Here is a 25,655-nt window from a genome sequence, read left to right on the forward strand (position 1 = left end):
CATGGCGACACGGGAGAACGCCCCGGAGATCGCGGAGAATTCCCCAGGCGACTGACCGGGGAACCGGGAAGGGGCGGTGCGGCCGAGCCGCACCGCCCCTTCCCGGCGTCGTGTCGCGGGCTACGGCTTCTCGGGATCGGGAGCCTGCTGCACACTGCCCCACGAGTCCCTTCTCGGTGCCGAGTGCGGCGGAGTCGGGTTCGCCCATCGAGCCGACGTGGGTGGCGTAGAGCTTCGGGTCCGGCTGCGGCGCGCCGGCCGCCCGAGCTGAACCGGATCGGCCGGGAACGACATCGCGTGCGTACCGCCGGGCGGGGTGCCGCTCACCCACCGTCCCTCCCCACCGAGGTGACCCCGAAGTCCCGGTAGCGGTTCGGACGGCGATCCGCGGCACCGCCGCGCTGCCGGTCACCGGACGGCGAACTCCAGTCCGAAGTTGTTCAGGGTGGCCGGCAGCGGCCGCGCCGGATCCGGCTTCAGGCGGGAGGTCAGCGTGAACTCGGCGCCGGCGAGCAGGTGCGCGAGCAGGGTGCTCGTGACGAACAGGACGAGATTGCGGCCCGGGCACCCGGCCGGGCCGACACTGAACGGGACGAGCGCCGGATACCGGTCGGCCTCGCCGTCGACCCAGATCTCCGGCGCGAACCGGTGCGCGAACGGCAGTGTCTCGGAGTCCCGGTGGAATGCGGGTGCGAGCACGACGAAACCGGTCCCGGCCGGGATCGTGTAGCTGCCGCGCTCGTCGTTCCACGTCGTGTCGGCCGTCGAATCCCGGAGGATCGCAGGCGTGGTGGGCCACAGCCGCGTGGTGTCGAGGACACACCCGCGCAGGTACTCGAGTGGTGCGGGGGTGCCGAGGCCGGCGGCGGCGATGTCGCTGCGGGCCCGTGCCCGTTGTTCGGGATGGGTGGCGAGTACTGCCAGGGTGCGGGCGGTGACCATGCCAGCGGCGTCGAAGGCGAACAGCCAGTGCGGGATCTGCCCCTGCGGATCGACCGCGGCCGGCTCGGCGATCTCACCGAGTGCACCGGCGAGGGTTCCGGCGGGAGCCTGCTCGACGTAACCGTGCAGCCGCTCGGTGAACCGGTCGCGCAGTCGATGGCGCACCGGATGGGCGTAGGCCCAGTTGCCGTCGGACCGCAACCGCCACAGCTGATCGGTGAGGGTGTCGTCGTCGCGTGCCGCATCGCCGAGGACGAGCCGGCGCACCAGTCGCCACCAGGAGCGGGTGAACTCCGCGGCGCTCAGGCCCCCCTCCGCCCGGGCGCGGCGCAACAGTCCGTTCGCCTCCTCCTCGATGGTGTGCAGCATCGGTGTGGCGAGCCGGTGCAGGTCCCGATCGGTGTCGAGCGACCTCTCGTTGACGGCGCGGCGCCTCTCCCGCAGCGGGGTGCGCGAGACCAGCACCCCGTGGGGCTGGAACGGACCGAGGGCAGCGCGCTTCTCGACCGTCGCGGCGGTGTAGGAGCCGGCGCCGGTTCTCAGCACGGCATCGACGTCCGACGGCGAGAGCACCACCGCGAGCGTCCGCCCGGGCAGGGCGAAAGTGAGGGGAGCGTCGCCGTAGCGTTCGCGTAGGCGCGCGACGGTGGCGACGATGCGGGCGTCGGCCTGAGTCCGCTCGAGCAGACCCATCACCCTGCGACGGCGGGCGATGGCACCCGCGGCGACGAACGGCAGGCCGACCTCGGCGGCGAGCCGGGCGGTGTCGGCCGCCGAGGCCCGCCGGGCGCGGGACGAGGTCGGGCTCTGAACTACAGGGCCGGCCATCGGCGGTCTCCTCCGGGCGCGGGGTCACGGTCACGGGAAGGATCGCCGCCAGGCCGGATCGCTAAACGTGATCCGGCCGTGCCGGGCCCGGCTCAGGCGCTCGCCGCCGCCGCTTTGCCGGTGCCGCTGGCGCGCAGATCCGTGAGGAAGGCGTCGGCCCACCGGTCGACGTCGTGATGGAGCACCTGGGTGCGCAGCGACTGCATCCGGCGGGCCGCGGTCGCCGCATCCTCGGTGGCGGCGACGACGATGGCGCGTTTGACGGCATCGAGATCGTGTGGGTTGACCAGGTGGGCTCGGCGCAGTTCGCTTGCTGCTCCGGTGAACTCGCTGAGGACGAGCGCGCCGGTGCCGTCGGCCCGGCATGCGATGTACTCCTTTGCGACGAGGTTCATGCCGTCGCGTAGGGGCGTGACGAGCATGACGTCCGCGGCGCTGTACAGGGCCATGAGCTCGTCCCGGTCCACGGGCCGGTGCAGATAGTGCACCACCGGCCGGCCCAGCTGCCCGTATTCGCCGTTGAGGTGGCCCACCTTGCGTTCGATGTCCTCGCGCAGCTGCGCGTAGGCGGACACGCGCTCGCGGCTCGGGGTGGCAAGCTGCACCATGACGACCTTCTCGGGGTCGAGGGTGCCCTCGTCGAGCAGTTCGTGTAGTGCCTCGAGCCGGATGTCGATGCCCTTGGTGTAGTCGAGGCGGTCCACGCCGAGCAGCAGGATCTCGGGGTTGCCGAGTTCCTCGCGGACCTGCGCGGCCCGCTCCCGGATGTGCGGGGACTGCACGCGTTCCGCGAAGTGGGCCGAGTCGATCGAGATGGGGAAGGCGCCGACCTGCACGCGCCGGTCACCGACGTCGACGGCGCCCACACACGAGTCGAGGTCGGAGTGCGCGTGGGTGTGCAGCCCCAGCAGGCGCTGCGCCAGGAACAGGAAGTTGCGGGCGCCGCCGGGCAGGTGGAACCCCACCAGGTCGGCGCCGAGCAGACCCTCGACGACGGCGGTGCGCCACGGCAGCTGCAGGAACAGTTCCGTGGGCGGAAAGGGAATGTGCAGGAAGAACCCGATCTTCAGGTCGGGCCGCAACTCGCGCAGCATCTTCGGCACCAGCTGCAGCTGATAGTCGTGCACCCACACGGTGGCGCCCGGGGCGGCCGCATCGGCCGCGGCCGCCGCGAAGCGGCGGTTGACCGCGACGTAGGTCCGCCACCACGTCCGGTCGTAGACCGGCGCGACGATCGCGTCGTGGTACAGGGGCCACAGTGTCGCGTTCGAGAAGCCCTCGTAGTAGTCGGCCACTTCGCCTTCGGTGAGGGAGACGGGGTGCATCGTGATGCCGTCCTCGGTGAAGGGTTCGAACGCGACGTCGGCGGCGCCGGGCCAGCCCACCCAGGCGCCGTCGGCGGCACGCAGCACCGGTTCCAGGGCGGTGACGAGCCCGCCCGGGCTGCGGCGCCACCCGCCGCGTCCGTCGTCGGCCGATGGGTCGTAGTCGACGGGGAGCCGATTGGCCACCACCACCAGGTCCGCTGCGGTCATCGCGTCGCGCCTCCTTGCTCGACACCGGGGCCGGTCGCTCCGGCGATTGCTGTCGAACTCGTACTTATGACAAGTAGTTTTTGTCTATCACTCGAAGCGGAGCGGGGAGGCACTTCGAGGCGCCCGCGGTTCCGCAGCGCACCGCCCCCACTCACGCACGGCAAATAATCTGTCTCGTAGAACAGAAATTTTGTCAAATGCTGCGTACAGTTCTGCTCGAGGTGGACGGCCCGCGCGCCGGTCGTGGCCGCCTCCTCGCGTGGTGACGCGTGCACGCTACTGCCCGGCGGTTTCGGCGACCGCGGAACGGGGTAGCCCTCCGGCGAGTTACTCCGGCACCCACGTGCCGACCGGCGGGCCGGCAGACGGCCTGCGGAGGTACTTCACACGAGTCCGTAGGAGGAATCGAAGATGGCGAAGTTCACCGTCCCCGGCCTGAGCGACAGCGAAGGCGCCCGGGTGGCCGAAGTGCTGCAGAATCGTCTCAGTGCCTACAACGACCTGCACCTCACCCTCAAGCACGTGCACTGGAACGTCGTGGGGCCGAACTTCATCGGTGTGCACGAGATGATCGACCCGCAGGTCGAAGCGGTCCGCGGATTCGCCGACGATGTCGCCGAACGCATCGCGGCACTCGGATCCTCGCCGAAGGGAACCGCGGGCGCGATCGAGAAGGACCGTTCGTGGGACGACTACTCGGTGGGGCGGGACACCGCCCAGGCGCATCTCGCCGCGCTCGATCTGGTGTACGACGGCGTGATCGGGGACTGCCGCAAGGCGATCTCGGAGGTCGGGGAGATCGATCCGATCACCGAGGATCTGCTCATCGGGCAGACGCGGGATCTCGAGAAGTTCCAGTGGTTCGTCCGGGCCCATCTCGAGAACGCTTCCGGGACCCTGGCGCACGAGGGCGCGCGCACCGAGCAGCAGGCCGCGAACGAAGCCCGCTGAGCGGGGCGGCAGCGGCCGTGTCCTCGGCCGCTCGAAAGCGCACCGGTCGCCGGCGGGCGACCGGTGCGTCTGCGCTATGGGGTCGCTGTGCTGTCGTCGGTGCCCGCCCGTAGGCGCGCATTGTCCGACTCGAGACGTGCATTGGCGTCCTCGAGGCGAGCCTTGTCCGATTCGAGGCGCGCGTTGTGGGATTCGAGTTGCGCCGTATGGGACGCCAGTTCGGCATGATGCGACTCGAGGCGGAAGATCTGGGCGATACCGGCCAGATTGATGCCCTCCGACAGGAGTTCGCTGATTCGTCGCAGGCGCGCCACGTCCTCGTCGCTGTATCGGCGGGTGCCGCCCCGGGTGCGCGCCGGGCTGAGCAGTCCGCGACGCTCGTACAGCCGCATGGACTGCGGGTCGACCCCGGACAACTCGGATGCCACCGAGATGCCGTAGACGCCGCGGCGGGGGTCCGGCACCGGCTCCTTCCGCGTCTTCTCCATTCCAGGTTCCCTCGCTCGGTGTCCTCGCTGCCACGATCTCCGGTGGATCGGAATCTACCCGATCACCACAGGAAACCTGCAGTACCGGAGACAGCTGTCGGGGAGGTGGCGCCCGGGACCCCGAACTCCCGGCGCCGGCCGTTCCGGTACGAATTTCTCTTACATGTGACACAGATTTTATCGTCCGCCTCGCCTGCCGCCGACCGGCGGATCCGTGCCGCTCCTGCCGTCTGACCCCCGCGGATCGCCCGCCATGCTCCGTGGTCGTCACGCGGGTACTAGGCTCGACCGCGTGACCCGACGCACCAAGATCGTTTGCACCATGGGCCCGGCTACGGCAGACCCCGAGGTCCTGAGGGAACTCGTCGACGCCGGGATGGATGTGGCCCGCCTCAACTTCAGCCACGGCGCACACGCCGACCACGAGGCTCACTATCGCCGCGTGCGCGAGGCCTCCGATACCAGCGGGCATGCCGTCGGCATCCTCGCCGACCTGCAGGGCCCGAAGATTCGCCTCGGACGGTTCGCCGAGGGACCGACGGTGTGGAAGACCGGCGAGATCGTCCGCATCACCGTCGACGACGTCGAGGGCACGCACGACCGGGTCTCGACCACCTACGAGCAACTCGCCGAGGACGCGCGCCCCGGCGATCGCCTGCTCGTCGACGACGGCAAGGTCGGCCTGGTCGTCGAGCACGTCGAGGGTTCGGACGTGGTCTGCCGCGTGACCGAGGGGGGACCGGTCAGCAACAACAAGGGCGTGTCCCTGCCGGGGATGAACATCTCGGTTCCGGCGCTGTCGGAGAAGGACATCGAAGACCTCGAGTTCGCGATGCGCCTCGGCGTGGACTTCGTGGCGCTGTCGTTCGTTCGTTCCCCGGCCGACATCGAGCTCGTGCACGAGGTGATGGACCGGGTGGGACACCGCGTGCCGGTGATCGCCAAGCTCGAGAAGCCCGAGGCCATCGAGAATCTCGAGGCGGTCGTGCTGGCGTTCGATGCGGTGATGGTCGCGCGCGGTGACCTCGGCGTCGAGATGCCGCTCGAGGAGGTGCCCCTCGTGCAGAAGCGGGCGATCCAGATCGCCCGCGAGAACGCCAAGCCCGTCATCGTGGCCACGCAGATGCTCGAGTCGATGATCGAGAACTCCCGGCCGACCCGTGCCGAGGCCTCCGACGTCGCCAATGCGGTGCTCGACGGCGCGGACGCGGTGATGCTCTCCGGCGAGACGTCCGTCGGCAAGTACCCGGTCGAGACGGTGCGGACGATGGCCCGCATCATCGCGGCGGTCGAATCCGACCCCACCCGGGTCCCGGCGCTGACCCACGTGCCGCGGACCAAGCGAGGGGTGATCTCCTACGCGGCACGGGACATCGGCGAACGGCTCGAAGCCAAGGCGCTGGTGGCGTTCACCCAGTCCGGCGACACGGTACGGCGCCTGGCGCGACTGCACACCAGGCTGCCGCTGCTCGCGTTCACCCCGGTTCCGCACATCCGCAGCCAGCTGGCGCTGACCTGGGGCACCGAGACGTTCTCCGTCGAACCGGTCGACACCACCGACGTGATGGTGCAGCAGGTCGATGCGGCGCTGCTCTCCCTCGGCCGATACCAGCGCGGCGACCTCGTCGTCATCGTGGCCGGGTCCCCGCCCGGCCGGTCCGGCTCGACCAACCTGATCCACGTGCACCGGCTCGGGGAGAAGGACACCCATTGAGCCGTCGCACCGCGACCGATCTCGAGGTGCTCGTCGATCTGCTCGATCTCGCGCAGATCGACGAGGACCTCTACCGCGGAGAGCACCCGGTCCAGGCGGGTAGCCGCACGTTCGGCGGCCAGCTCGTCGCGCAGGCGCTGATCGCGGCCGGCCGCACGGTCGGCGACCGGCCGGTGCACGCGCTCAACGCTCACTTCATCCGCGGAGGCGACGTCAAGGCGCCGATCGAGTACCGTGTGGCCCGGCACCGCGACGGCCGGGACTTCGCGAACCGCATGGTCACCGCGTCCCAGAACGGCAAGGAGCTGTTCGTCATGCTCGTCGCCTTCCAGCGGTGGGGTAAGGGACTCGAGCATGCGGTGAGCGTTCCGGAGGTGCCCTACCCGGACGTGCTGCCGCCGCTCGGGGACCACCTGTCCGGGTTCGAGGATCATCTACCGCACTTCGTCAACGCCCTCAAACCGATCGACATGCGCTATGCCAACGATCCCGCGTGGATCCTCAAAGGCACCGGGGAACGGCTCTCGCACAATCGGGTGTGGATGCGTGCCGACGGCGCGTTGCCCGAGGACGGGCTCCTGCATGCCGCCACCCTGGCCTACAGCTCCGACACCACCGTGCTCGACTCGATCCTCACCACCCACGGGTTGTCCTGGGGGCTGGACCGCATCGTCGCCGCGACCGTCAACCACTCCATGTGGTTCCACCGGCCGGTCCGGTTCGACGAATGGACGTTGTACGCCACCGAGTCGCCGGTCGCGGCGGGCTCGCGGGGGCTCGCGACGGGCCGTTACTTCACCCTCGACGGGGAACTCGTGGCGACGGTCGTGCAGGAGGGGCTGATCCGGCACTTTCCGCGCCGGGGGTGAGGGACCGGCCGGAGCCGAGGATCTTCGGGGGCCGCGACGACGGAGAGGCCGGAGACTGGAGCGATGACGGTGTTCACCCCGATCAGCCCCGAGACCCTCGCCGACGTCGTTGCAGCACGCGCCGCCGGACACCGCGGCCGGGTGTGTGTCGCGATCTCCGCCGCCGACGCGGCCGCACCGCTGGATCTGGCCGAGGAGGTGGCCGCCCGCCTTCGCGTCGAGGGGCGGCCGGCGGCCGTGCTGTCACTGCACGACTTCGTGCGCCCGGCCTCGCTCCGGTTCGAGCACGGACGCACCGACCAGGAGAGCTACCGCGCGAACTGGTTCGACTACGGGGCGCTCGACCGCGAAGTGGTCCGGGCACTGCGGGAGAACGGACGGTGGCTGCCGAAGCTGTGGGACGAGGCGGAGGACCGATCGGCACGCGCGCGGCGGATCGACGCTCCCGACGGTCAGGTGCTGACGATCGCCGGGCCTATGCTGCTCGGTCGGGGACTGGCCTTCGACGTCACGGTGCACCTCGCGATGTCGCAGGCCGCGTTGGATCGGCTGACGCCCGCCGAGGACCGCTGGACGATCCCGCCACTGCTCGAGCACGACGCCGCGACGGCCGCCGCCGCAGACATCGTCGTGCGGTACGACCACCCGGACCGGCCGGCGGTGCACGCTGCCGGTGCGCTCAGCCGGGACCGGGGAGCCGGGCGGGGGCGATGAACCCGTGACCGAGCGGGCCCGGAGGTCGGACGCCGGCGACCTCACACACGCGCCGCCTGATCGGGCCCGGACCGGCGACGAGCGGACTCTCCGCGCGCCGCGGCCCCTTGTCCCCGCCCCTTGTCCCCGCCGTCAGAGCTTGTAGCCGATCGTCCGCAGCAGGGCCTTGCGGTCGGCGACATCGGTGCTCGTCTCCACGCCCACGGGCGGGCTTCCGTCGATCACCCCGGCGATGCCCCGACCGAGATCGGTCTCGGCGACGATGATCTCGACCGGGTTGGCCGTGGCGCAGAAGATGCCGCAGACCTCCGGTACCTGCTTCAACGTGTTCAGGAAGTTCACCGGATACCCGTCCTCCACGAACACGAAGAACGAGTGACCCGCGCCCACCGCCAGGGCGTTGCGCCGGGCCAACTCGACGAGCCGGTCGTCGTTGCCGGAGGAGCGCACGAGGCGGGGCCCGGAGGCCTCGCAGAACGCCACACCGAACCGCAGATGCGGACTCACCCCGGCCAACGCTTCGTGCAGGTCCTCGACGGTCTTGACGAAATGGGCCTGCCCGACGACGACGTTCATGTCGTCGGGCTTGTCGATCGCCACGACGTGCAACTCCACGATCGCCTCCTCGGATGCCCTGCGGACCGACGGACGTCGACAGTCAGTGTGCCCGGCCGCGCCCCCCGGGGGCAACGCCCCGACGGCCGGCGACGAGCGACAGCGCTGCTGCGTCCGCACGCCCACGGTGCGGGGCGTGAGGACCAATGCCCCTATGCCGGGTCGTCCGGGGCGGCGCATGATCGGCTCGACGCGAACGGAGGGAGCGGCCGTGACGACCAGCAGCGACGCGGTGATCCGCAAGACGGCCGAGGACCTGCGGGTTCCGCCGAACCTGTCGGACTACGAGACCACCTGTGCCCGCTTCACGTGGGAGGAGGCGGCAGCGCAGGTGCCGGGCCCGCCCGGCGGGGGGTGCAACATCGCCTGGTCGGCGGTCGACCGGCACGCCGACGGCCCGCTACGTGACCGGCCGGCGCTCCGGTTCCTCGCGCCGGGGGACGCAACCGGCCGCATCGAGGTCACGGAGTTGTCGTACCACGACCTCGCAGACCGGGTGCGTCGCTTCACCCGCGTCCTGCGCGACCTCGGGATCGGTAAGGGCGACCGGCTGTTCGTGTTCGCCGACCGGATCCCCGAGCTGTACATCGCCGTCCTCGGCGCCCTGCGCAACGGCACGGTCGTCACCCCGCTGTTCTCGGCCTTCGGTCCCGAACCCCTGGTCACCCGCCTCGAACTCGGCTCCGCGCAGGTCTTGGTGACCACGGAGGCGCTGTACCACCGGCGGGTCGCCGCGGTGCGCGACCGGGTGCCGACCCTCGAACACGTGCTGCTCGTCGGCGACGGCGGCGCCGCCACCGACGTGCCGGGCACCCTCGACCTGAGGGCACTGCTCGACGCCGCCGAGCCGGTCGCCGACCTCACCCCCACGACCGCCGACGACCCGTCGTTGCTGCACTTCACGAGCGGCACCACCGGCACCCCGAAGGGGGCGCTGCACGTGCACGGCGCCGTCGTCACGCACTACGCCACCGGTCGATACGCCCTCGACCTGCATCCCGACGACATCTACTGGTGCACCGCCGATCCGGGGTGGGTGACGGGCACGTCGTACGGCATCGTCGCGCCGCTGCTGCACGGCGTCACCTCGATCGTCGACGAGGCGGAGTTCGACGCCGAACGGTGGTACCGGATCCTGCAGGACCAACAGATCAGCGTCTGGTACACCGCTCCCACCGCGGTCCGGATGCTCATGCGCGCCGGGCCCGAGGTCGCGAGGCGCTACCGGTTCCCGAACCTGCGGTTCGTCGCCAGTGTCGGCGAGCCGCTGGCCCCGGACGCCGTGTGGTGGGGTACCGAGGTGCTCGGGCTCCCCATCCACGACAACTGGTGGCAGACCGAGACCGGCGGCATCATGATCGCCAACACGCCGGCGTTCGACATCAAGCCCGGCTCGATGGGCCGGCCGCTGCCCGGGGTCGACGCCCGGATCGTCCGCCGCGACGAGGACGGCACCGTGCACGAGGTCACCGACCCCGACACCGAGGGGGAACTGGCGCTGCGGGCGGGCTGGCCGTCGATGTTCCGTGGCTACCTGAACCAGGACGAGCGGTACCGCAAGTGCTTCGCCGACCATCTGTACCTCACCGGGGACCTCGCGCGCCGCGACACCGACGGGTATTTCTGGTTCGTCGGCCGCGCCGACGACGTCATCAAGTCCGCCGGTCATCTCATCGGACCGTTCGAGGTCGAGAGCGCACTCGCCGAGCACCCGGCCGTGCTCGAAGCCGCCGTGATCGGGGTGCCCGACGAGATCCTGGGCGAGAAGGTCAAGGCCTTCGTCGTCCTCGAACGCGGCGTCGCACCGGACGACGCGTTGCGCCGCAAGCTGATCGGGCATGCCCGCGTCCGGCTCGGTGCGGCCGTCGCCCCGAAGGAACTCACCTTCGTCGACTCGCTGCCGCACACCCGCAGCGGCAAGACGCTGCGCCGGCTGCTCAAGGCCCGCGAACTCGGCCTCGCCGAAGGCGACACGTCGACGCTCGAGACCCCGGAGGTGGCCGGATGACCAGCGGATCGATCGGCGGTCATGCCGCCGGATTCCCCTACGACCGTGAGTTCGCGCTCGGGCTGCTGGCCGACATGCTGCGCATCCGGCGGATGGAGGAGAAGGCCGCCGAACTCTACGGCGCCGGCAAGATCCGCGGATTCCTGCACCTGTACGTGGGGGAGGAGGCCGTGGCCGTCGGCGCCCTGCACGCACTCGATCGCGACGACAGCGTCGTCGGTACCTACCGTGAACACGGGCATGCCCTGATCCACGGGCTGTCCATGAACGCGATCATGGCGGAGATGTTCGGCAAGCAGGAAGGCTGCTCCCGGGGTCGCGGCGGTTCGATGCACTTGTTCGACGCCGCCACCCGCTTCTACGGCGGCAACGCGATCGTCGGTGGCGGCCTGCCGCTGGCGGTGGGCCTGGCGCTGGCCGACAAGATGCAGTCGGCCCCGAGGGTCACCGCCTGCTTCTTCGGCGAGGGGGCGATGGCCGAGGGCGCGTTCCACGAAGCGCTCAACCTCGCGGCCCTGTGGCAGCTGCCGGTCCTGTTCTGCTGCGAGAACAACCTGTACGCCATGGGCACCGCCCTGGCCCGGTCCGAATCGCAGACCGACCTGTGCGCGAAGGCCGCCGCATTCGGCGTCCCCACCCTCCGGACCGACGGGATGGACGTGCTCGCCGTCCACGAGACGGCTCGCGCCGGGGTCTCCCACGTCCGCAGCACCGGCGGGCCGATGTTCGTCGAGTTCCAGACCTACCGATTCCGCGCCCATTCGATGTTCGACCCCGAGCTCTACCGGGACAAGGCCGAGGTCGAACGCTGGAAGGAACGCGGCCCCATCCACACGTTCTCGGCGCGGCTGAAGGCACTGAATCTGCTGACCGAGGAACAGTTCCTGCACCTCGACGCCCAGGCCACGGCCGAGGTCGACGCCGCCGTCGCCTTCGCCGAGGCCGGCACCTGGGAACCTGAGTCCGACCTGTTGCGCGACGTGACCACACCGGCCGGGGAGGCGCTGTGAAACTCAGCTATCGCGAAGCCCTGCGCGCCGCGCTGCACGATGCGCTCACCGCCGATCCGCGGGTGTTCCTGATGGGGGAGGACATCGGGCGGTACGGGGGCACGTATGCCGTGACCAAGGGCCTGCTCGACGAGTTCGGACCCGAACGCATCCGGGACACCCCACTGTCGGAACTCGGATTCGTCGGCGCGGGCATCGGAGCGGCCCTCGGCGGGATGCGACCAGTCGTCGAGATCATGACCGTCAACTTCAGTCTGCTCGCCCTCGATCAGATCGTGAACACCGCCGCCGCGCTGCGCCACATGTCCGGCGGCCAGTTCTCCGTGCCGATCGTGATCCGCATGGCCACCGGTGCCGGACGGCAACTGGCCGCGCAGCACTCGCACAGCCTCGAAGCGTGGTACGCGCACATTCCCGGCATCCGGGTCCTGGCCCCGGCCACCGTGCAGGACGCCCGCGGAATGCTCGCGCCCGCCCTCGCGGACCCGGACCCGGTCGTCGTGTTCGAGCACGCCCTGCTCTACAACACCACCGCCGACATCGACCCCGACGAACCGGTCGACATCGCGAGCGCACGGGTGCTGCGGCCCGGCGGCGACGTGACCCTCGTCGCCTACGGCGGCACCGTCGGCAAGGCCCTCGCCGCCGCGGAAACCCTCGCGGGTAGCGGCATCGAGGCCGAGGTCGTCGACCTTCGGGTGCTGCGTCCGCTCGACACCGCCACCGTCGTGGACTCCGTCCGCCGCACCCACCGGGTGGTGGTCGTCGACGAGGGCTGGCGCAGCGTCGGCCTCGCCGCCGAAGTGACCACCCGGATCGTCGAGGAGGCGTTCTACGACCTCGACGCGCCCGTGGTCCGGGTGTGCAGCGAAGAGGTGCCGGTGCCCTACGCCCGGCACCTGGAACAGGCGGCGATCCCGCAACCGGAGAAGATCGTCGCCGCCGTGCTGGTGCTGACGGGCGAGAACTGAGGAGGCGACGTGTTCGAGTTCACCCTGCCGTCCCTCGGGGCCGACATGGACGAAGGCACCCTGACCGAATGGCGCGTCGCCCCCGGTGACACGGTCGAGCGGGGCCAGGTGATCGCGTCGGTGGACACCGCCAAGGCGGAGGTCGAGGTCGAGATCTGGCGGGACGGGGTGGTCCACCGGCTGCTCGCGCAGCCGGGCATCACCCTGCCGGTCGGGGCGGCGATGGCGACGATGCTCGAACCCGGGGAAGACGCTCCGGCCGTCGAGGAGATCCCGGTGTCCGAGGCCCCGGCCGCGACTCCTGTCCCCGCAGCCGCCGGCGCGGCTCCTGTCCCCACAGCCGCCGGCGCGGCTCCTGTCCCCACAGCCGCCGGCGCGGCTCCTGTCCCCACAGCCGCCGGCGCGGCTCCTGTCCCCACAGCCGCCGGCGCGGCTCCTGTCCCCACAGCCGCCGGCGCGGCTCCTGTCCCCACAGCCGCCGGCGCGGCTCCTGTCCCCACAGCCGCCGGCGCGGCTCCTGTCCCCACAGCCGCCGGCGCGGCTCCTGTCCCCACAGCCGCCGGCGCGGCTCCTGTCCCCACAGCCGCCGGCGCGGCTCCTGTCCCCACAGCCGCCGGCGCGGCTCCTGTCCCCACAGCCGCCGGCGCGGCTCCTGTCCCCACAGCCGCCGGCGCGGCTCCTGTCCCCACAGCCGCCGGCGCGGCTCCTGTCCCCACAGCCGCCGGCGCGGCTCCTGTCCCCACAGCCGCCGGCGCGGCTCCTGTCCCCACAGCCGCCGGCGCGGCTCCTGTCCCCACAGCCGCCGGCGCGGCTCCTGTCCCCACAGCCGCCGGCGCGGCTCCTGTCCCCACAGCCGCCGGCGCGGCTCCTGTCCCCACAGCCGCCGGCGCGGCTCCTGTCCCCGCAGCCGCCGGCGCGGCTCCTGTCCCCACAGCCGCCGGCGCGGCTCCTGTCCCCGCAGCCGCCGGCGCTACCCCGGTCACCGAGCCTGCGCCGGCCGCGCGGCGACGGATCTCGCCGGCCGCCCGCCGGCAGGCCCGGGCACTGGGCGTCGACCTCGACACCGTGACCGGCACCGGGCCCTGGGAGTCGGTGACGATCGAGGACGTCGATCGGGCCGCGGCCGCCCGCACCGCGGTCGCACCCGCTGCCGCGGCGCCCCCGCCCGCCGCGGCTCCGGCCAAGACACCCGTCGACAAGGCCGCCGAGATGCGCCGCGCCATCGCGTCCGCGATGGGACGGTCCAAGCGGGAGATCCCGCACTACTACCTGTCGGAGCAGATCCCGCTCACGCGTGCTCTCGACTGGCTCACCGAGTACAACGCGCAACGACCGGTCACCGAGCGCGTCCTGCTTGCGGCGCTGCTGATCAAGGCGGTCGCGCTGGCCACCCGGCGCTGTCCCGAGATGAGCGGATTCTGGACCGACGGCGAGTTCCACCCGGCCCCGGCCACACACGTGGGCGTGGCGGTCTCCCTGCGCCAGGGCGGACTGATCGCCCCGGCGATCCACGACGTCGCCGACCTCGCCCTGCCCGAGCTGATGGCGGCTCTCGCCGATCTCGTCAAGCGCGCCCGGGCCGGATCGTTGCGCAGCTCGGAGATGTCCGACCCCACCGTCACCGTGACCAACCTGGGGGAGGAGAGCGTGGAATCGGTGTACGGGGTGATCTACCCGCCGCAGGTCGCGCTGGTCGGCTTCGGCAAGCCGACACGGCGGCCGTGGGTCGACGGCGACACCGTGCGGCCCGCGCCGGTGGTCACCGCGACCCTGGCCGCCGACCATCGGGTCAGCGACGGGCGGCGCGGCGCCCTGTTCCTGACCGAGATCGCCGAACTGCTCCAGCACCCGGAACGACTGTGAGGTGAGATCGTGACCACCGACGAGACCGAACACGGCGAGCCCGCCGGCCTCCGCGCCGCTGTCGTCGCCGCGATCGCCGACGTCGCACCCGAAATCGAGGATCTCGAGCTGGAGGGCGACCGGCCGCTGCGCCAACAGGTCGACCTCGACTCGATGGATTGGCTGAACGTGCTGATCGGCCTGCGTTCGTCGCTCGGAGTGGACATCCCCGAGGCCGACTACGCGCATCTGAGCACCCTCGACGGTCTCGTCGACTACCTGGCGCAGCGCCTCGCGCAGTAGACCCCCGGAACCGCTCCCTGACGGGCGGGCCGGGTGCATGCTGGGAGGGCAACGACCGACGAGGATGCAGTCGTGGACGGGGACATGACCGAGAACGACCCGCTGTGCGGGCGGGTCGGAGAGATCGCCGTGGCGCTGCGGAGGCTGTCCGACGCGCTCGACGAGGGCGACGAGCTGCCCGAACTGCTGCAGCGGCTCGTCGGCAACATCGTGAAGATCGTGCCCGACGCCGGGAGCGCAGGTGTGACGTTGTTGCGGGATGGCCGGCTCGAGACCCAGGTCTGCAGCACTCCGCTGGTCTACGAACTCGACCACGCCCAGTTCCTCGCCGGCGCAGGACCCTGCCTCGACGCGGCGCGGAGCGGCCGGGTGGTCCGCGCGGACCGCGCGGAGATGCGGCGACGCTGGCCGCAATTCTGGGAACGCGCGAAACAGTTCGGGACGGCGAGCACTCTGGCCGCGCCGCTGCGGATCGACGACGAGACGGCCGGCTCGTTCAACCTCTACAGCGAGCACGACCACGGATTCGACTCGCTGGACGAGACGCTGGTGGAGGTGTTCACGACTGCTGTGGAAACCGCACTGCGGCAGGCCCGCCGCGGAGCCCGCGCCCGGACGGAAATCGCGCAACTCGGTCGTGCCCTGCAGTCGCGTCCGACGATCGACCGCGCGGTCGGAATCGTCATGGCCGCTCGCGGGCTGACCGCCGAGGAGGCCTTCGCCGTGCTGGTGCGGCAGTCGCAGCACGAGAACGTCAGACTGCGCGACGTCGCGGCCCGCCTCGTCGCCCGCCTCGCCCCCGCCTGCAAGCCCGCACGACCGGAGCGATGACCGGGTGGACCACCCCGCGCGGCTCGGCCCGCCGCCGATCCGGGAAAAACCCCCGAAAGCGAGGTTTCGCCGGTGTTCCCGGAGGTATCACTCCGGCAGCCGCAGCCGATCCGGCTCCGGTCACCTGTTCGAACGAAAGGAGCCGGCCATGGCCGAGCACGCAGGACGAACTATGACCCGGACACCGGTGCAGACAGCCGCCCTCGCTGTCGGCGTGGTGTTCCTCCTCGTCGGCATTCTCGGGTTCATTCCCGGAATCACGACCAACTACGACACTCTGACGTTCGCCGGACACGAGTCCGAGGCACTCCTGCTCGGGATCTTCGAAGTCTCCATCCTCCACAACATCGTGCACCTGCTCTTCGGCGTAGCGGGCGTCGCGATGGCCCGCACCGTCGGTGCCGCACGGTCCTACCTCATCGGCGGCGGCATCATCTACCTGGTGCTGTGGCTCTACGGACTGATCATCGACAAGGACAGCTCGGCCAACTTCGTCCCGGTCAACTCCGCCGACGACTGGCTGCACTTCGTTCTCGGGGTGGGCATGATCGCCCTCGGCTACCTCCTCACCCGCCGGACCACGACGCACCGCACCGTGCCCGGTACCCGCTGACCTCTCTCCTCGACCGCCGGTCCTCGCCGCTCACGGCGAGGACCGGCGACGTTTCGTACCACTCCCGCCGCCGGACACGAGGTGATCGGCCTCGACCACCGCGCCCCGAGCGGCGCTCACCGCCGCGGCCCGCTCCGGCGACGCTGGACCACCACGTAGACGACCACTCCGACCAGAATGAGAATTCCCAGAACTTCCATGGCCGTCGGATACCCGCCGAGCTCGCGGTCAAGCAGCAGTCCGGAACCTCGGCGAAGCCCGCGGCAAGGACCGCGAGGCCGGACGCGCCGCAGTGGTCGGCCACCGAATCGGCGCCGTGCACCCGGAACGAGGGCCACAATCTTCCGCATGGATCGCGCGATCGCGCGGCAGACGGGAGCAGCGACCGATGGAATGGGGAAATGTACTCGTCGACAGCGCCTGGTGGACGCTGAAGGCGTATTTGATCACAGCGGCGGTGTTCGTCGTTGTAGTGGCGCTGCTCGCGCGGGCAACCCACTGGGGACGGCAGTGGTGGCGCATCGCGTGGCCCTACTTCGATCCCCGGCGTGGCCTCGGCCCGCTCGGACTCGTGGCCCTGGTGCTGCTGTTCACCGTCTTCGCGGTGCGGATGAACGTGCTGTTCTCGTACTGGTACAACGACTTCTACACCGCGATCCAAGATCTCGACGAGGCGGCGTTCTGGCGGTTCATGCGGGTGTTCGCCGTGCTCGCCACCATCCACGTGGCGCGCAGCCTCGTCGCGTACCTGCTCGGCCAGACTCTCGACATCCACTGGCGCACCCACCTGAACAACCGGCTCGTCGACACCTGGCTCGACACCGGCGCGTTCTACCGGGACCGGTTCGTCGATCCGCCCGTGGACAACCCCGACCAGCGCATCCAGATCGACGTCACCGATTTCGTCACCACCACCCGCATCCTGTCGATGGGGGCGGTCACCGCGGTGCTGTCCATCGTCAGCTTCACCGGCATCCTGTGGGAACTGTCGGGCCCGATCACGGTCTTCGGCACCGAGATCCCCCGGGCGATGGTGTTCCTGGTCTACCTCTACGTGCTGGTCACCACCGCGGTGGCGTTCTGGATCGGCCGGCCGCTGATCCGGCTGAACTTCCTCAACGAGAAGCTCGGCGCCACCTACCGCTACGCCCTGGTCCGCGTCCGCGAGTACGGCGAGAACATCGCCTTCTACCGCGGGGAGGATGTCGAGCGGGGTGGCCTGCTGAGCCGCTTCGCCGCAGTGATCCGCAACTGGTGGCGGATCGTGTTCCGGATCCTGAAATTCGACGGCTTCAACCTGACCGTCAACCAGATCGCGGTGATCTTCCCGTTCCTCATCCAGGGCCCACGGCTGTTCGCCGGACAGGTCACCCTCGGCGACGTGATGCAGACCGGCAACGCCTTCGGCCAGGTCCACGAATCGCTGTCCTTCTTCCGCGAGTCCTACGACGACTTCGCCGCGTTCCGGGCCACCACCATCCGGCTCAACGGCCTGCTCGACGCCACCGAGCAGGCGGCGAAGCTGCCCGTTCTCGTCGCGACCGAGCAGGGCGACACACTCGACCTGCACGGTCTCGACGTCCGGACCCCGTCCGGCCGTCCCCTCGTGACCGGCCTCGACATGCACATCCCACCCGGGGAGGCGCTGCTCGTGCGCGGCGCTTCCGGCAGCGGCAAGACGACGCTGCTGCGCTCCCTCGCCGGGCTCTGGCCGTACGCCCACGGCCGGATCGCGCGTCCGGACGGCGAGGCGTTGTTCCTGTCCCAGGATCCCTATGTGCCGCTCGGGACGCTGCGCGAAGCGCTGTCCTATCCTCGTCCGCCGATACCGGACGACGCGCGACTCGGCGAGGTGCTCGACCGCGTGCACCTCGGGCACCTGACCGAACGTCTCGACGACGACACCGACTGGGCGCGCGTGCTCTCGCCCGGTGAGCAGCAGCGCCTCGGCTTCGCACGAGTCCTGCTGGCCCGGCCGCGGACCGTCTTCCTCGACGAGGCCACCGGCGCCGTGGACGAAGGGCTCGAACACGCGCTCTATCGCACCCTCCGCGAGGCCCTGCCCGACAGCGTCGTCGTCAGCGTCGGGCACCGCAGCACCCTCGACACATTCCACGACCGGGTCCTCGAACTGCAGGGGGAGGGACACTGGACGGTCACCGAGAGCGTTCGCTGAGATCCGGGCGAATCTGCCGGACCCGTGTCCACCGCGCGGCGACCGAACTACGCTGAAGGATCGGTGACCTCGATGCCCACGACGGCCGGCGGGCACGGTCGGCAGTGGCACCGGTGCCCGGGTCCCGGTCGGAATGCTCGTGCGGCAGCCGAGGAGGACACCATGGACCACGGCACATCCCACCGGCGGCGTCCGTACCGGTCGGTCGCGACCCTGATGTCGCTACCCGGGTCCGCTCTGCGGGGCGGCGTCCGGGTCGCGGCCGCCGGTGCCGGCGTCGCCCTCGACGCCGCCGTCGTCGGCGCCGCCACGGCGGCCGGCGTCGGGACGGCCCTGCTCCGCGCCCCCGTCGCCGCGGTCGCCGCCCCGGCCCCCGCGGCGCTGCTCCATCTCGTCGCCGACGTCGCCCGGGAAGCGGGCAGCGGCCGCCCCGTCCGACGCTGCGCGGCGAACGGTGCCCGGACCTGGATCGAAGTCCGGGGCCTCGACGGGCCGGACGGGGCGGTGCGCGGCGACCGGGTCCTCGCCGCGATCCGGGCCACCCCGGGCGTGGACACGGCCGAACTGCATCGCCCCTGGTGCCGCCTCGTGGTGTCCACGGACCCGGCCGGACCCACGGACCGCACCTTGCAGCGCATCGTCGAGCAGATCGAAACCGAATGCGCTGCAACCCGACACACCGAGGCAACCGCACGTACCGGCGCCCCGCAGGCGCTGCCCGGCGACGACGTCCAACTCGTCCGGCGGGGTGTGTCCGCGGCCACCGCCGTCACCGGGTTGATGCTGACCGCGACGGGACGCTATCTGCGCCTGCCGCACCTGCCCGGTTCCGCAGCCGCCCCGGTTCTCGTATCGGACTACCATCCCCGGATTCGCGCCCTCGTCGAGTCCGCGCTGGGGACCGGCCGGGCCGACCTGCTGCTGGCCGTCGGGACCACCGCGCTGCACACCCTGACTCTCGCACCGGCCTCGGCCGCCGTCGAGGCCGTCACCCGGACTGTCCTCCTGGGCGAGACACTGGCGATGCGGCGCGCCTGGCGAGACTTCGAACCGGAACTCGCCGCTCACGCGGCCGTAACCCGCTGCCCGCACCGCCCGGACCGTCCCACCGAACTGCCGGCCGGCGTCGTCGAGCGCTACACCGACCGCGCCGGCTGGGCCGGTCTCGCCGGTGCGGCAGCAGCCGGGATGCTGACCGGCAGGCCCACCACCGCCGGCTCCGCGGCGCTCGTCGCCGTCCCCAAGGCCACCCGCACCGCGCGGGAATCCTTCGCCGCCACCCTCACCCGTGGGCTCGCCGCCCACGGTGTGCTGACTCTGTGCCCGGACGTGCTGCGCCGTCTCGACCGGATCGATGCGATCGTCGTCGACCCCCGCGTCCTGTGCACCGCCGCCCTCGCGGTGACGCGACTGAGCGGCGTCCCCGACCGCGACCGCCGCGCAGTGTGGGACCGGGCGCGCACGGCGGTCGAACGTGGCGTCCTGACGGCCGGCCGGCATCCCGTCTCCGCCGTCCCGGATGTGCCCGGGCACCTCCCCGTCGATGCACAGGTGCTGATCGGGCCGGTCCACGACCGCTACGCCTCTGCCGTGCTCGCCGACGCCCGTCACGCCGGGATCGCCGTGGTCTCCGCGGAGGACGAGACGATGGGATCCCTGCGGAACGGCTTCGACCGTCTCGAACCCGTCGGCGAGTCGATGGACACGACGCTGCGCGCCGTCGTCGAAACGCTGCAACGCGGCGGCTGCACCGTCGCGGTCCTCACCACCGAGGCGACGCAGGCACTCGCCGTCGCCGACGTGGGCCTCGGGGTCCTCCGCGCCGGGCACCGACCACCCTGGACGGCGGACGTGATGGTCCGCGATCTGACCGGCGCGTGGCGGATCCTGCACGCCCTCCCGGCCGCGCGGACCGCAAGCCGGCGCGGCGTGGAGATCGCCCGCGACGCGTCCGCCCTCGGGGCGTTGCTCATGTTGCCCGGCGTGCCCGGCAGCGGTCCGGAATCGGTCACCGCCGGCGCCGCGGCCGGGCTGTGGGCCGGGACGTCGGCGGCCCGCGCCGCGCTGGGCGCGGCGCTGCCGCCACCACGATCGGCCCACGACTGGCACGCGCTGCCGGTGGACGAGGTCTGCGCGCTCCTTCCCGCGCCGGACGAGCTGCTCTCGCCCGCGGTGGATTCCGGGTGGCGAGTACGGGCCCGGGTGCGCGTGGTGCGGGGCGTGCGGCGGGTCGGTGTCCGTCCGCTCGGATCCGCGGCCGACTTCACCCGGGCCGTGCGCACCGAACTGGCGGACCCGCTGACCCCGGTTCTCGCCACCGGCTCCGCCGCGAGCGCGGTACTCGGATCCCCGCTCGATGCCGCCCTCGTCGGTTCGGTACTGCTGCTCAACGCCGCACTCTCGGCCGCCCAGCGCCTGCGCGCGGAACGCCTTCTGAAAAGACTTCTGGAGGTGCAGGATCCACCTGCTCGCTGTGTCGCCGGTCCGCGCGGGGACCGGCGGTACGCCGGAGTCCCCGCGGCCGCGCTGCGCCCCGGACACGTCGTCGAGGTCCGTCCGGGTGAGGTCGTGCCCGCGGACGGGCGCATCTTCCACACCGACGGGGTCGAGGTCGACGAATCGGCCCTGACCGGGGAGTCGCTTCCGGTCGCCAAGCAGAGCGAATCGACGCCGGGGGCGCCGCTGGCCGAACGCGCCTGCATGCTCTACGCGGGTACCACCGTGCTCACCGGCACCGCGGTGACGATCGTGACAGCGGTGGGAGCGGCCACCGAGGCCCGTCGTGCCACCGCCATGGCGCCCGCACCGGCCCGGGAAGTGGGCCTGCAGGCACGCCTGAGCACCCTCACCCGCCGTGCGCTGCCCGTCAGCCTCGGCGGCGGGGTGCTCGTCGCCGCACTGGGGTTGCTGCGCGGCACCGGAATCCGCGCGGCAGTGACCAGCGGCGTGGCGGTCACCGTCGCGGCCGTGCCGGAAGGACTGACCCTGGTGGCCACCCTCGCTCAGGTCGCGTCCGCCCGCCGGCTCACCAAACGCTCCACCCTCGTGCGCGCACCCCGCTCGATCGAAGCCCTCAGCCGCGTCGATGTCGTCTGCTTCGACAAGACGGGCACACTCAGCGAGAACCGTCTGCGGGTCGTGACGGTCGACGCCGCTCCGGGCTTCACCCGGCAGGACGTGCTGGCCTACGCCGCCCGCACCGGCATCCCGGCGAACGGGGGACCCCCCGAGCACGCCACCGACGCCGCGATCGTCGAGTCCGCGCACGCCGCCGCCGTCGCAGACCGGGCCGCCGAACGGACAGCCCACCTGCCGTTCCGGTCCGGCCGGGCCTACGCTGCCGCGCTCGCCGGAAACCACCTGGCGGTCAAAGGCGCCCCGGAGACGATGCTCGGTGCCTACGGTGAAGACCGTCCCGAACTCCGGGACCGGGTGCACGCCCTGGCTGCCGAAGGTCTGCGGGTGATCGCGGTGGGGCAGCGCGACCTGAACGACTCCGAAACGGGCCGGGCGACAGACGATCCCGATGCCCTTGCGGAACTGTGCGGAAACGGGTTACGTCACGTCGGGCTGATCGGACTGTCCGACACACCGCGGGCCGACGCGGCCGGACTGCTGCCCGCACTGCTCGAGCAGGGCGTCGCCGTCCGGCTCATCACCGGCGACCACCCGGTGACCGCGGTCGCGATCGCCGGCGAACTCGGCCTGCCCGTCGGCACGGATCAGGTCCTCAGCGGTGCCGAATGGGACGGGCTCTCCCACACCGAACGAAAGCAAGCCGTGGAGCAGTGTCTCGTCTTCGCGCGGATGTCTCCCGAGCACAAGGTGCAGATCGTGCAGACCCTCGAACACGCCGGACACGTGTGCGCCATGGTCGGTGACGGCGCCAACGACGCCGCCGCGATCCGCGCCGCCAGCGTCGGAATCGGCGTGGCCTCCCACGGCAGCGACCCCGCGCGCGGCGCGGCCGACGTCGTGCTGCTCGAGGGCCGCGTCGCGGGCCTGCTCGACGCGCTCGACGAGGGCCGCGTGCTGTGGCAGCGGGTCCAGGCCGCCGTGGCGGTCCTGCTCGGCGGTAACGCCGGCGAGGTCGCGTTCGCGCTACTCGGCAGCCTGGTCACCGGCCGCTCCCCGCTCAATGCCCGGCAGCTGCTGCTGGTGAACATGCTCACCGACGCACTCCCGGCCGCCGCCCTGGCCGTCAGCACACCCCGTGTCGACGGCTCCGGTCCCGCGCCGAGACCCGACGAGTCCGCGCTGCTGCACACCGTGGCCGTCCGCGGCGCCGCGACCGCGGCCGCGGCCACCGCGGCCTGGGCCATGGCACGGGTGACGGGCTCGAACCCGCGTGCGTCGACGGTGGCACTGGTCGCGCTCGTGGGCGCTCAGCTCGGGCAGACCCTGCTCGACTCGCGCAGCCCCCTCGTCGTCGGCACCGTCCTCGGATCGCTCGCCGTGATGGCCGCACTGATCAGCACGCCGGGGGTGAGCGGACTGCTGGGCTCCGTGCCGATCGGCCCGGTGGGATGGACCCAGGCGCTCGGCTGCGCGGGAGCGGCCACCGTGCTCGCCGCCGTCGCGCCGACCGCCGCGCAACGGCTGCCGGCGATCGGCACAGTGGTGACGTCGGTGCTCGCGCCCCGAGAATCCGGGGAAGTGTCCGAGACTCCGGAAGCCCCGGCCCCTCGGCTCACCCCGGCAGGGGGACCGAAGTAGCGCGGGGCCGGCCGCCGCACCGTGCTCTGCACACGGCGCCGAGTTCACCGCCCGTCGCCGGGAAGTGTCCTCCGCCGCCCGACGTGCATCTCGCCGGCCCGGTACGCCGTCCGCACCGACCCGTGCCCCCTCGCCGAGGACCTGGGCGTAGCTCCTGAGCGGGCCCGTCGACGACCGGTCGCCGCACAGCACCTCGGGAAGCCGGCGACGCACAATGACAACGACTCGAATCGCAACAGGCGGGTCGTTGTGTCGTGCCACACACAGTTCTCTATCGACCATTGAGAGTTCCGTAGCGACGTCGCACGCGAGCCGGTGATGCTTCTGTCACTCCCGGGGCACCGCTCCCGGCGTCCGGCATCCCTCCAACGCAAGGAGATTCGCGTGGAACTCGATCTGCGCCACCGCATCGCCACCGGCCCTATGAGTCGGTTCCAGTGGACCGCGGTCGCACTGTGTGTGCTGCTCAATGTGCTCGACGGCTTCGACGTCCTGGTCATGGCCTTCACCTCCCAGTCGGTCTCGCAGGAGTGGGGAATCTCGGGTTCGGTCCTGGGTCTGCTGCTCAGCGCGGGGTTGTTCGGAATGGCGATCGGATCGATCGCCCTCGCGCCGTGGGCGGATCGCGTGGGTCGCCGGACCATGATCCTCGTCTGCCTGGCTCTTTCGTCCACCGGTATGCTGCTCGCGGCGGTGAGCCAGAACGCCGGCCAACTCGGCGCGCTGCGCGTGCTCACCGGTATCGGCATCGGTGGAATCCTGGCCAGCAGCAACGTCATCTCGAGTGAGTTCGCCTCGAACCGTTTCCGCGGCCTGGCCGTGACTCTCAACTCCACCGGCTATGCGGTCGGGGCGACACTCGGCGGCGTAGTGGCCGTCGTCCTGCAGAGCACGTCCGGCTGGCGTTCGGTGTTCCTGTTCGGCGGGGTGTGCACCGCGGCCCTGATCCCGCTCGTCTGGTTCCGGCTGCCGGAGTCCCTGGACTTCCTGTTCGCCCGCCGCCCGGCGAACGCACTCGAGCGCATCAATTCGTTCGCCGTCCGCGCCGGCCACCCGCCGGTGAGGGCGCTGCCCCCGGCCGCTGCTGCGGCCGACACCCGGAAGAGCGGTGTAGGGCCGGCCGAACTGCTCGCCCCGGGGCAGCGCCGCAGCACCCTGTTGATCTGGGGTGCCTTCTTCCTGACGATGTTCGGGTTCTACTTCGTGACGAGCTGGACCCCGAAGCTGCTGGTGGAGGCCGGGATGTCCGCGACGCAGGGGATCACCGGCGGCGTGTTGCTCAATCTGGGTGGCATCCTCGGCACCGCCCTCCTCGGCGTGATGACGGTCCGGTTCCGTCTCGGACGGGTCCTGGCCGGATACCTACTGGTCTCGGCAATCCTGCTCGCCGCGTTCGTGCCCGCCACGGTGACCGTGGCGGTGGGCTTCGTCCTCGGTGCGGCGATCGGCGTCGTCGTGAACGGCTGCATCGGCGGGCTCTACGCACTGACCCCGGCGGTGTACGCGCCGTCCCTGCGCGCCACCGGCATGGGCTGGGGCATCGGCGTCGGACGCATCGGCGCGATCATGTCACCGATCGTCGCGGGCGCGTTCCTCGACGCCGGCTGGACCGCTGCCGAGCTGTACCTGCTCGTCGCCGTCGCCTTCCTGGGTGCAGCGGTGGTGGTCTCCGCTGTTCGGCTCACGGCGCGGAGCGACGTGACTACCGTCGAGGGCGAACGCACCACCGTGTGAGTCCCGGTGGCCGTGGAAAGGAAGAGGCGTGGCGCGAGTTCCCACCGGAGAGTCCGTGCTCGCCCGCGCGGCCCGCATCATCGAGGCGTTCGGCATCGACGATTCCACACTGACGGTATCCGAGATCGCCCGGCGCGCAGGCCTGCACGTCGCCACCGCCTCCCGGCTGATCGAGGAACTCGTCCGGTGCGGATGGCTGGAACGCGACGGCCGCCGAGTGCGGGTCGGGGTGCGGCTGTGGGAGGTGGGATCACGATCGTCGCCCACCGTGGGCCTGCGGGAGGCGGCGCGGCCGTTCATGGAGGATCTGCACGCCGTGGTCGAGCAGCACACCCAGCTGGCGGTCCGGGAGGGGACCGAGGTGCTGTTCCTGGAACGACTCACCGCGCGCGGGGCGGCGGTGAACTTCACCCGTGTCGCCGGTCGGCTACCGCTCCATGCGTCCTCGTCCGGGCTGGTGCTGCTCGCCCACAGCCCGGCCGAGGTGCAGGAACAGGTGATGAACGCGCCGATGCGCGCGTTCACCGAGCACACCATCCACACCCCACGAGATCTGCGTGCGGCACTGGCGCAGATCCGCCGACAGGGATACGCGCTCTGCGCGGGTCACATCCACCCCGACACCACGGGCGTCGCGGTCCCCGTCCGCGGGACGCACGACGAGGTCGTCGCCGCGTTGGGGTTGATCGTGCCGAACGACCCCTCCGCCTACTCGCAGATCCCGGCACTGCAGGCTGCCGCCCGGGGCATCACCCGAGTGATCTCGCACGCGGCCGTGCCCGGTCGGTGACCGGG

The 25,655-nt window shown here is 71.4% G+C and carries 18 protein-coding genes and 2 pseudogenes; 16 read left to right on the top strand and 4 right to left on the bottom strand.

The features are described from left to right. Positions 1–408 precede the first annotated feature (408 nt). Together QYS60_RS04990 and QYS60_RS04995 are read right to left on the bottom strand one after the other, a co-directional pair. The gene (locus tag QYS60_RS04990; protein ID WP_289382222.1) at positions 409–1,770 is read right to left on the bottom strand and encodes a cytochrome P450; all 1,362 of its coding nucleotides are present in this window, start codon (positions 1,768–1,770) and stop codon (positions 409–411) included. A 92-nt stretch (positions 1,771–1,862) separates the two neighbouring features. Beyond that, positions 1,863–3,305, bottom strand: coding sequence for a trehalose-6-phosphate synthase (locus tag QYS60_RS04995; protein ID WP_054374101.1), 1,443 nt, complete (start codon positions 3,303–3,305; stop codon positions 1,863–1,865). 411 nt (positions 3,306–3,716) lie between these two features. Between QYS60_RS04995 and dps the strand changes: the two genes are divergently transcribed. Continuing rightward, entirely contained in the window at positions 3,717–4,256 is a 540-nt protein-coding gene (gene dps, locus QYS60_RS05000) for a DNA starvation/stationary phase protection protein Dps (protein WP_003935781.1), read from the top strand. A 74-nt stretch (positions 4,257–4,330) separates the two neighbouring features. Here the strand turns inward: dps and QYS60_RS05005 are convergent, their stop codons facing one another. Further along, entirely contained in the window at positions 4,331–4,744 is a 414-nt protein-coding gene (locus QYS60_RS05005; protein ID WP_289382227.1) for a MerR family transcriptional regulator, read from the bottom strand. Between the two features lie 292 nt (positions 4,745–5,036). Between QYS60_RS05005 and pyk the strand changes: the two genes are divergently transcribed. From pyk to QYS60_RS05020, 3 genes are all read left to right on the top strand, one after another. Next, positions 5,037–6,458 (top strand): pyruvate kinase, encoded by a 1,422-nt coding sequence (gene pyk / locus QYS60_RS05010; protein ID WP_003935779.1) that lies wholly within the window; start codon positions 5,037–5,039, stop codon positions 6,456–6,458. Continuing rightward, entirely contained in the window at positions 6,455–7,327 is an 873-nt protein-coding gene (locus QYS60_RS05015) for an acyl-CoA thioesterase II (RefSeq protein ID WP_289382229.1), read from the top strand. Before pyk ends, QYS60_RS05015 begins: the two co-directional genes overlap by 4 nt. A gap of 63 nt (positions 7,328–7,390) precedes the next feature. Beyond that, positions 7,391–8,041: a uridine kinase gene (locus QYS60_RS05020; protein WP_289382231.1), complete on the top strand. Its 651-nt coding sequence runs from the start codon at positions 7,391–7,393 to the stop codon at positions 8,039–8,041. Between the two features lie 132 nt (positions 8,042–8,173). Here QYS60_RS05020 and QYS60_RS05025 read toward each other — a convergent pair whose 3' ends face one another. Beyond that, the gene (locus QYS60_RS05025) at positions 8,174–8,656 is read right to left on the bottom strand and encodes an adenosine-specific kinase (protein ID WP_289379750.1); all 483 of its coding nucleotides are present in this window, start codon (positions 8,654–8,656) and stop codon (positions 8,174–8,176) included. Between the two features lie 178 nt (positions 8,657–8,834). Between QYS60_RS05025 and acsA the strand changes: the two genes are divergently transcribed. The 12 genes and pseudogenes from acsA to QYS60_RS05085 all read left to right on the top strand — a co-directional run bounded on the left by acsA (position 8,835) and on the right by QYS60_RS05085 (position 25,650). Continuing rightward, on the top strand, positions 8,835–10,664 hold the full coding sequence (gene acsA / locus QYS60_RS05030) for an acetate--CoA ligase (RefSeq protein WP_371382578.1): 1,830 nt from the start codon (positions 8,835–8,837) through the stop codon (positions 10,662–10,664). Continuing rightward, positions 10,661–11,674, top strand: coding sequence for a pyruvate dehydrogenase (acetyl-transferring) E1 component subunit alpha (gene pdhA / locus QYS60_RS05035; RefSeq protein WP_289379749.1), 1,014 nt, complete (start codon positions 10,661–10,663; stop codon positions 11,672–11,674). Before acsA ends, pdhA begins: the two co-directional genes overlap by 4 nt. Further along, positions 11,671–12,645, top strand: coding sequence for an alpha-ketoacid dehydrogenase subunit beta (locus QYS60_RS05040; RefSeq protein WP_371382572.1), 975 nt, complete (start codon positions 11,671–11,673; stop codon positions 12,643–12,645). Before pdhA ends, QYS60_RS05040 begins: the two co-directional genes overlap by 4 nt. Before the next feature lie 45 nt (positions 12,646–12,690). Then, positions 12,691–12,819 (top strand): annotated as a pseudogene (locus QYS60_RS05045) (biotin/lipoyl-containing protein); the annotation flags it as partial. A gap of 615 nt (positions 12,820–13,434) precedes the next feature. Then, a pseudogene (locus QYS60_RS05050) lies at positions 13,435–14,508 on the top strand (dihydrolipoamide acetyltransferase family protein); the annotation flags it as partial. Between the two features lie 9 nt (positions 14,509–14,517). Then, the gene (locus QYS60_RS05055) at positions 14,518–14,790 is read left to right on the top strand and encodes an acyl carrier protein (protein ID WP_003935769.1); all 273 of its coding nucleotides are present in this window, start codon (positions 14,518–14,520) and stop codon (positions 14,788–14,790) included. An 84-nt stretch (positions 14,791–14,874) separates the two neighbouring features. Beyond that, complete coding sequence (locus QYS60_RS05060; protein ID WP_289379745.1) at positions 14,875–15,621, top strand: GAF and ANTAR domain-containing protein; 747 nt, start codon at positions 14,875–14,877, stop codon at positions 15,619–15,621. 172 nt (positions 15,622–15,793) lie between these two features. Beyond that, positions 15,794–16,234, top strand: a complete 441-nt coding sequence (locus QYS60_RS05065) for a DUF4383 domain-containing protein (RefSeq protein ID WP_054374092.1) — start codon at positions 15,794–15,796, stop codon at positions 16,232–16,234. Positions 16,235–16,622: 388 nt separating this feature from the next. After that, on the top strand, positions 16,623–18,410 hold the full coding sequence (locus QYS60_RS05070; protein WP_371382573.1) for an ABC transporter ATP-binding protein/permease: 1,788 nt from the start codon (positions 16,623–16,625) through the stop codon (positions 18,408–18,410). A 162-nt stretch (positions 18,411–18,572) separates the two neighbouring features. Then, the gene (locus QYS60_RS05075; RefSeq protein ID WP_371382574.1) at positions 18,573–23,126 is read left to right on the top strand and encodes an HAD-IC family P-type ATPase; all 4,554 of its coding nucleotides are present in this window, start codon (positions 18,573–18,575) and stop codon (positions 23,124–23,126) included. A gap of 384 nt (positions 23,127–23,510) precedes the next feature. After that, positions 23,511–24,860, top strand: a complete 1,350-nt coding sequence (locus tag QYS60_RS05080; protein WP_371382575.1) for an MFS transporter — start codon at positions 23,511–23,513, stop codon at positions 24,858–24,860. 28 nt (positions 24,861–24,888) lie between these two features. After that, positions 24,889–25,650: an IclR family transcriptional regulator gene (locus tag QYS60_RS05085; protein ID WP_289379739.1), complete on the top strand. Its 762-nt coding sequence runs from the start codon at positions 24,889–24,891 to the stop codon at positions 25,648–25,650. Positions 25,651–25,655: the final 5 nt, after the last annotated feature.

Source organism: Rhodococcus sp. GXMU-t2271 (genome assembly GCF_041414735.1).
Classification (GTDB): Bacteria; Actinomycetota; Actinomycetes; order Mycobacteriales; family Mycobacteriaceae; genus Rhodococcus; species Rhodococcus indonesiensis.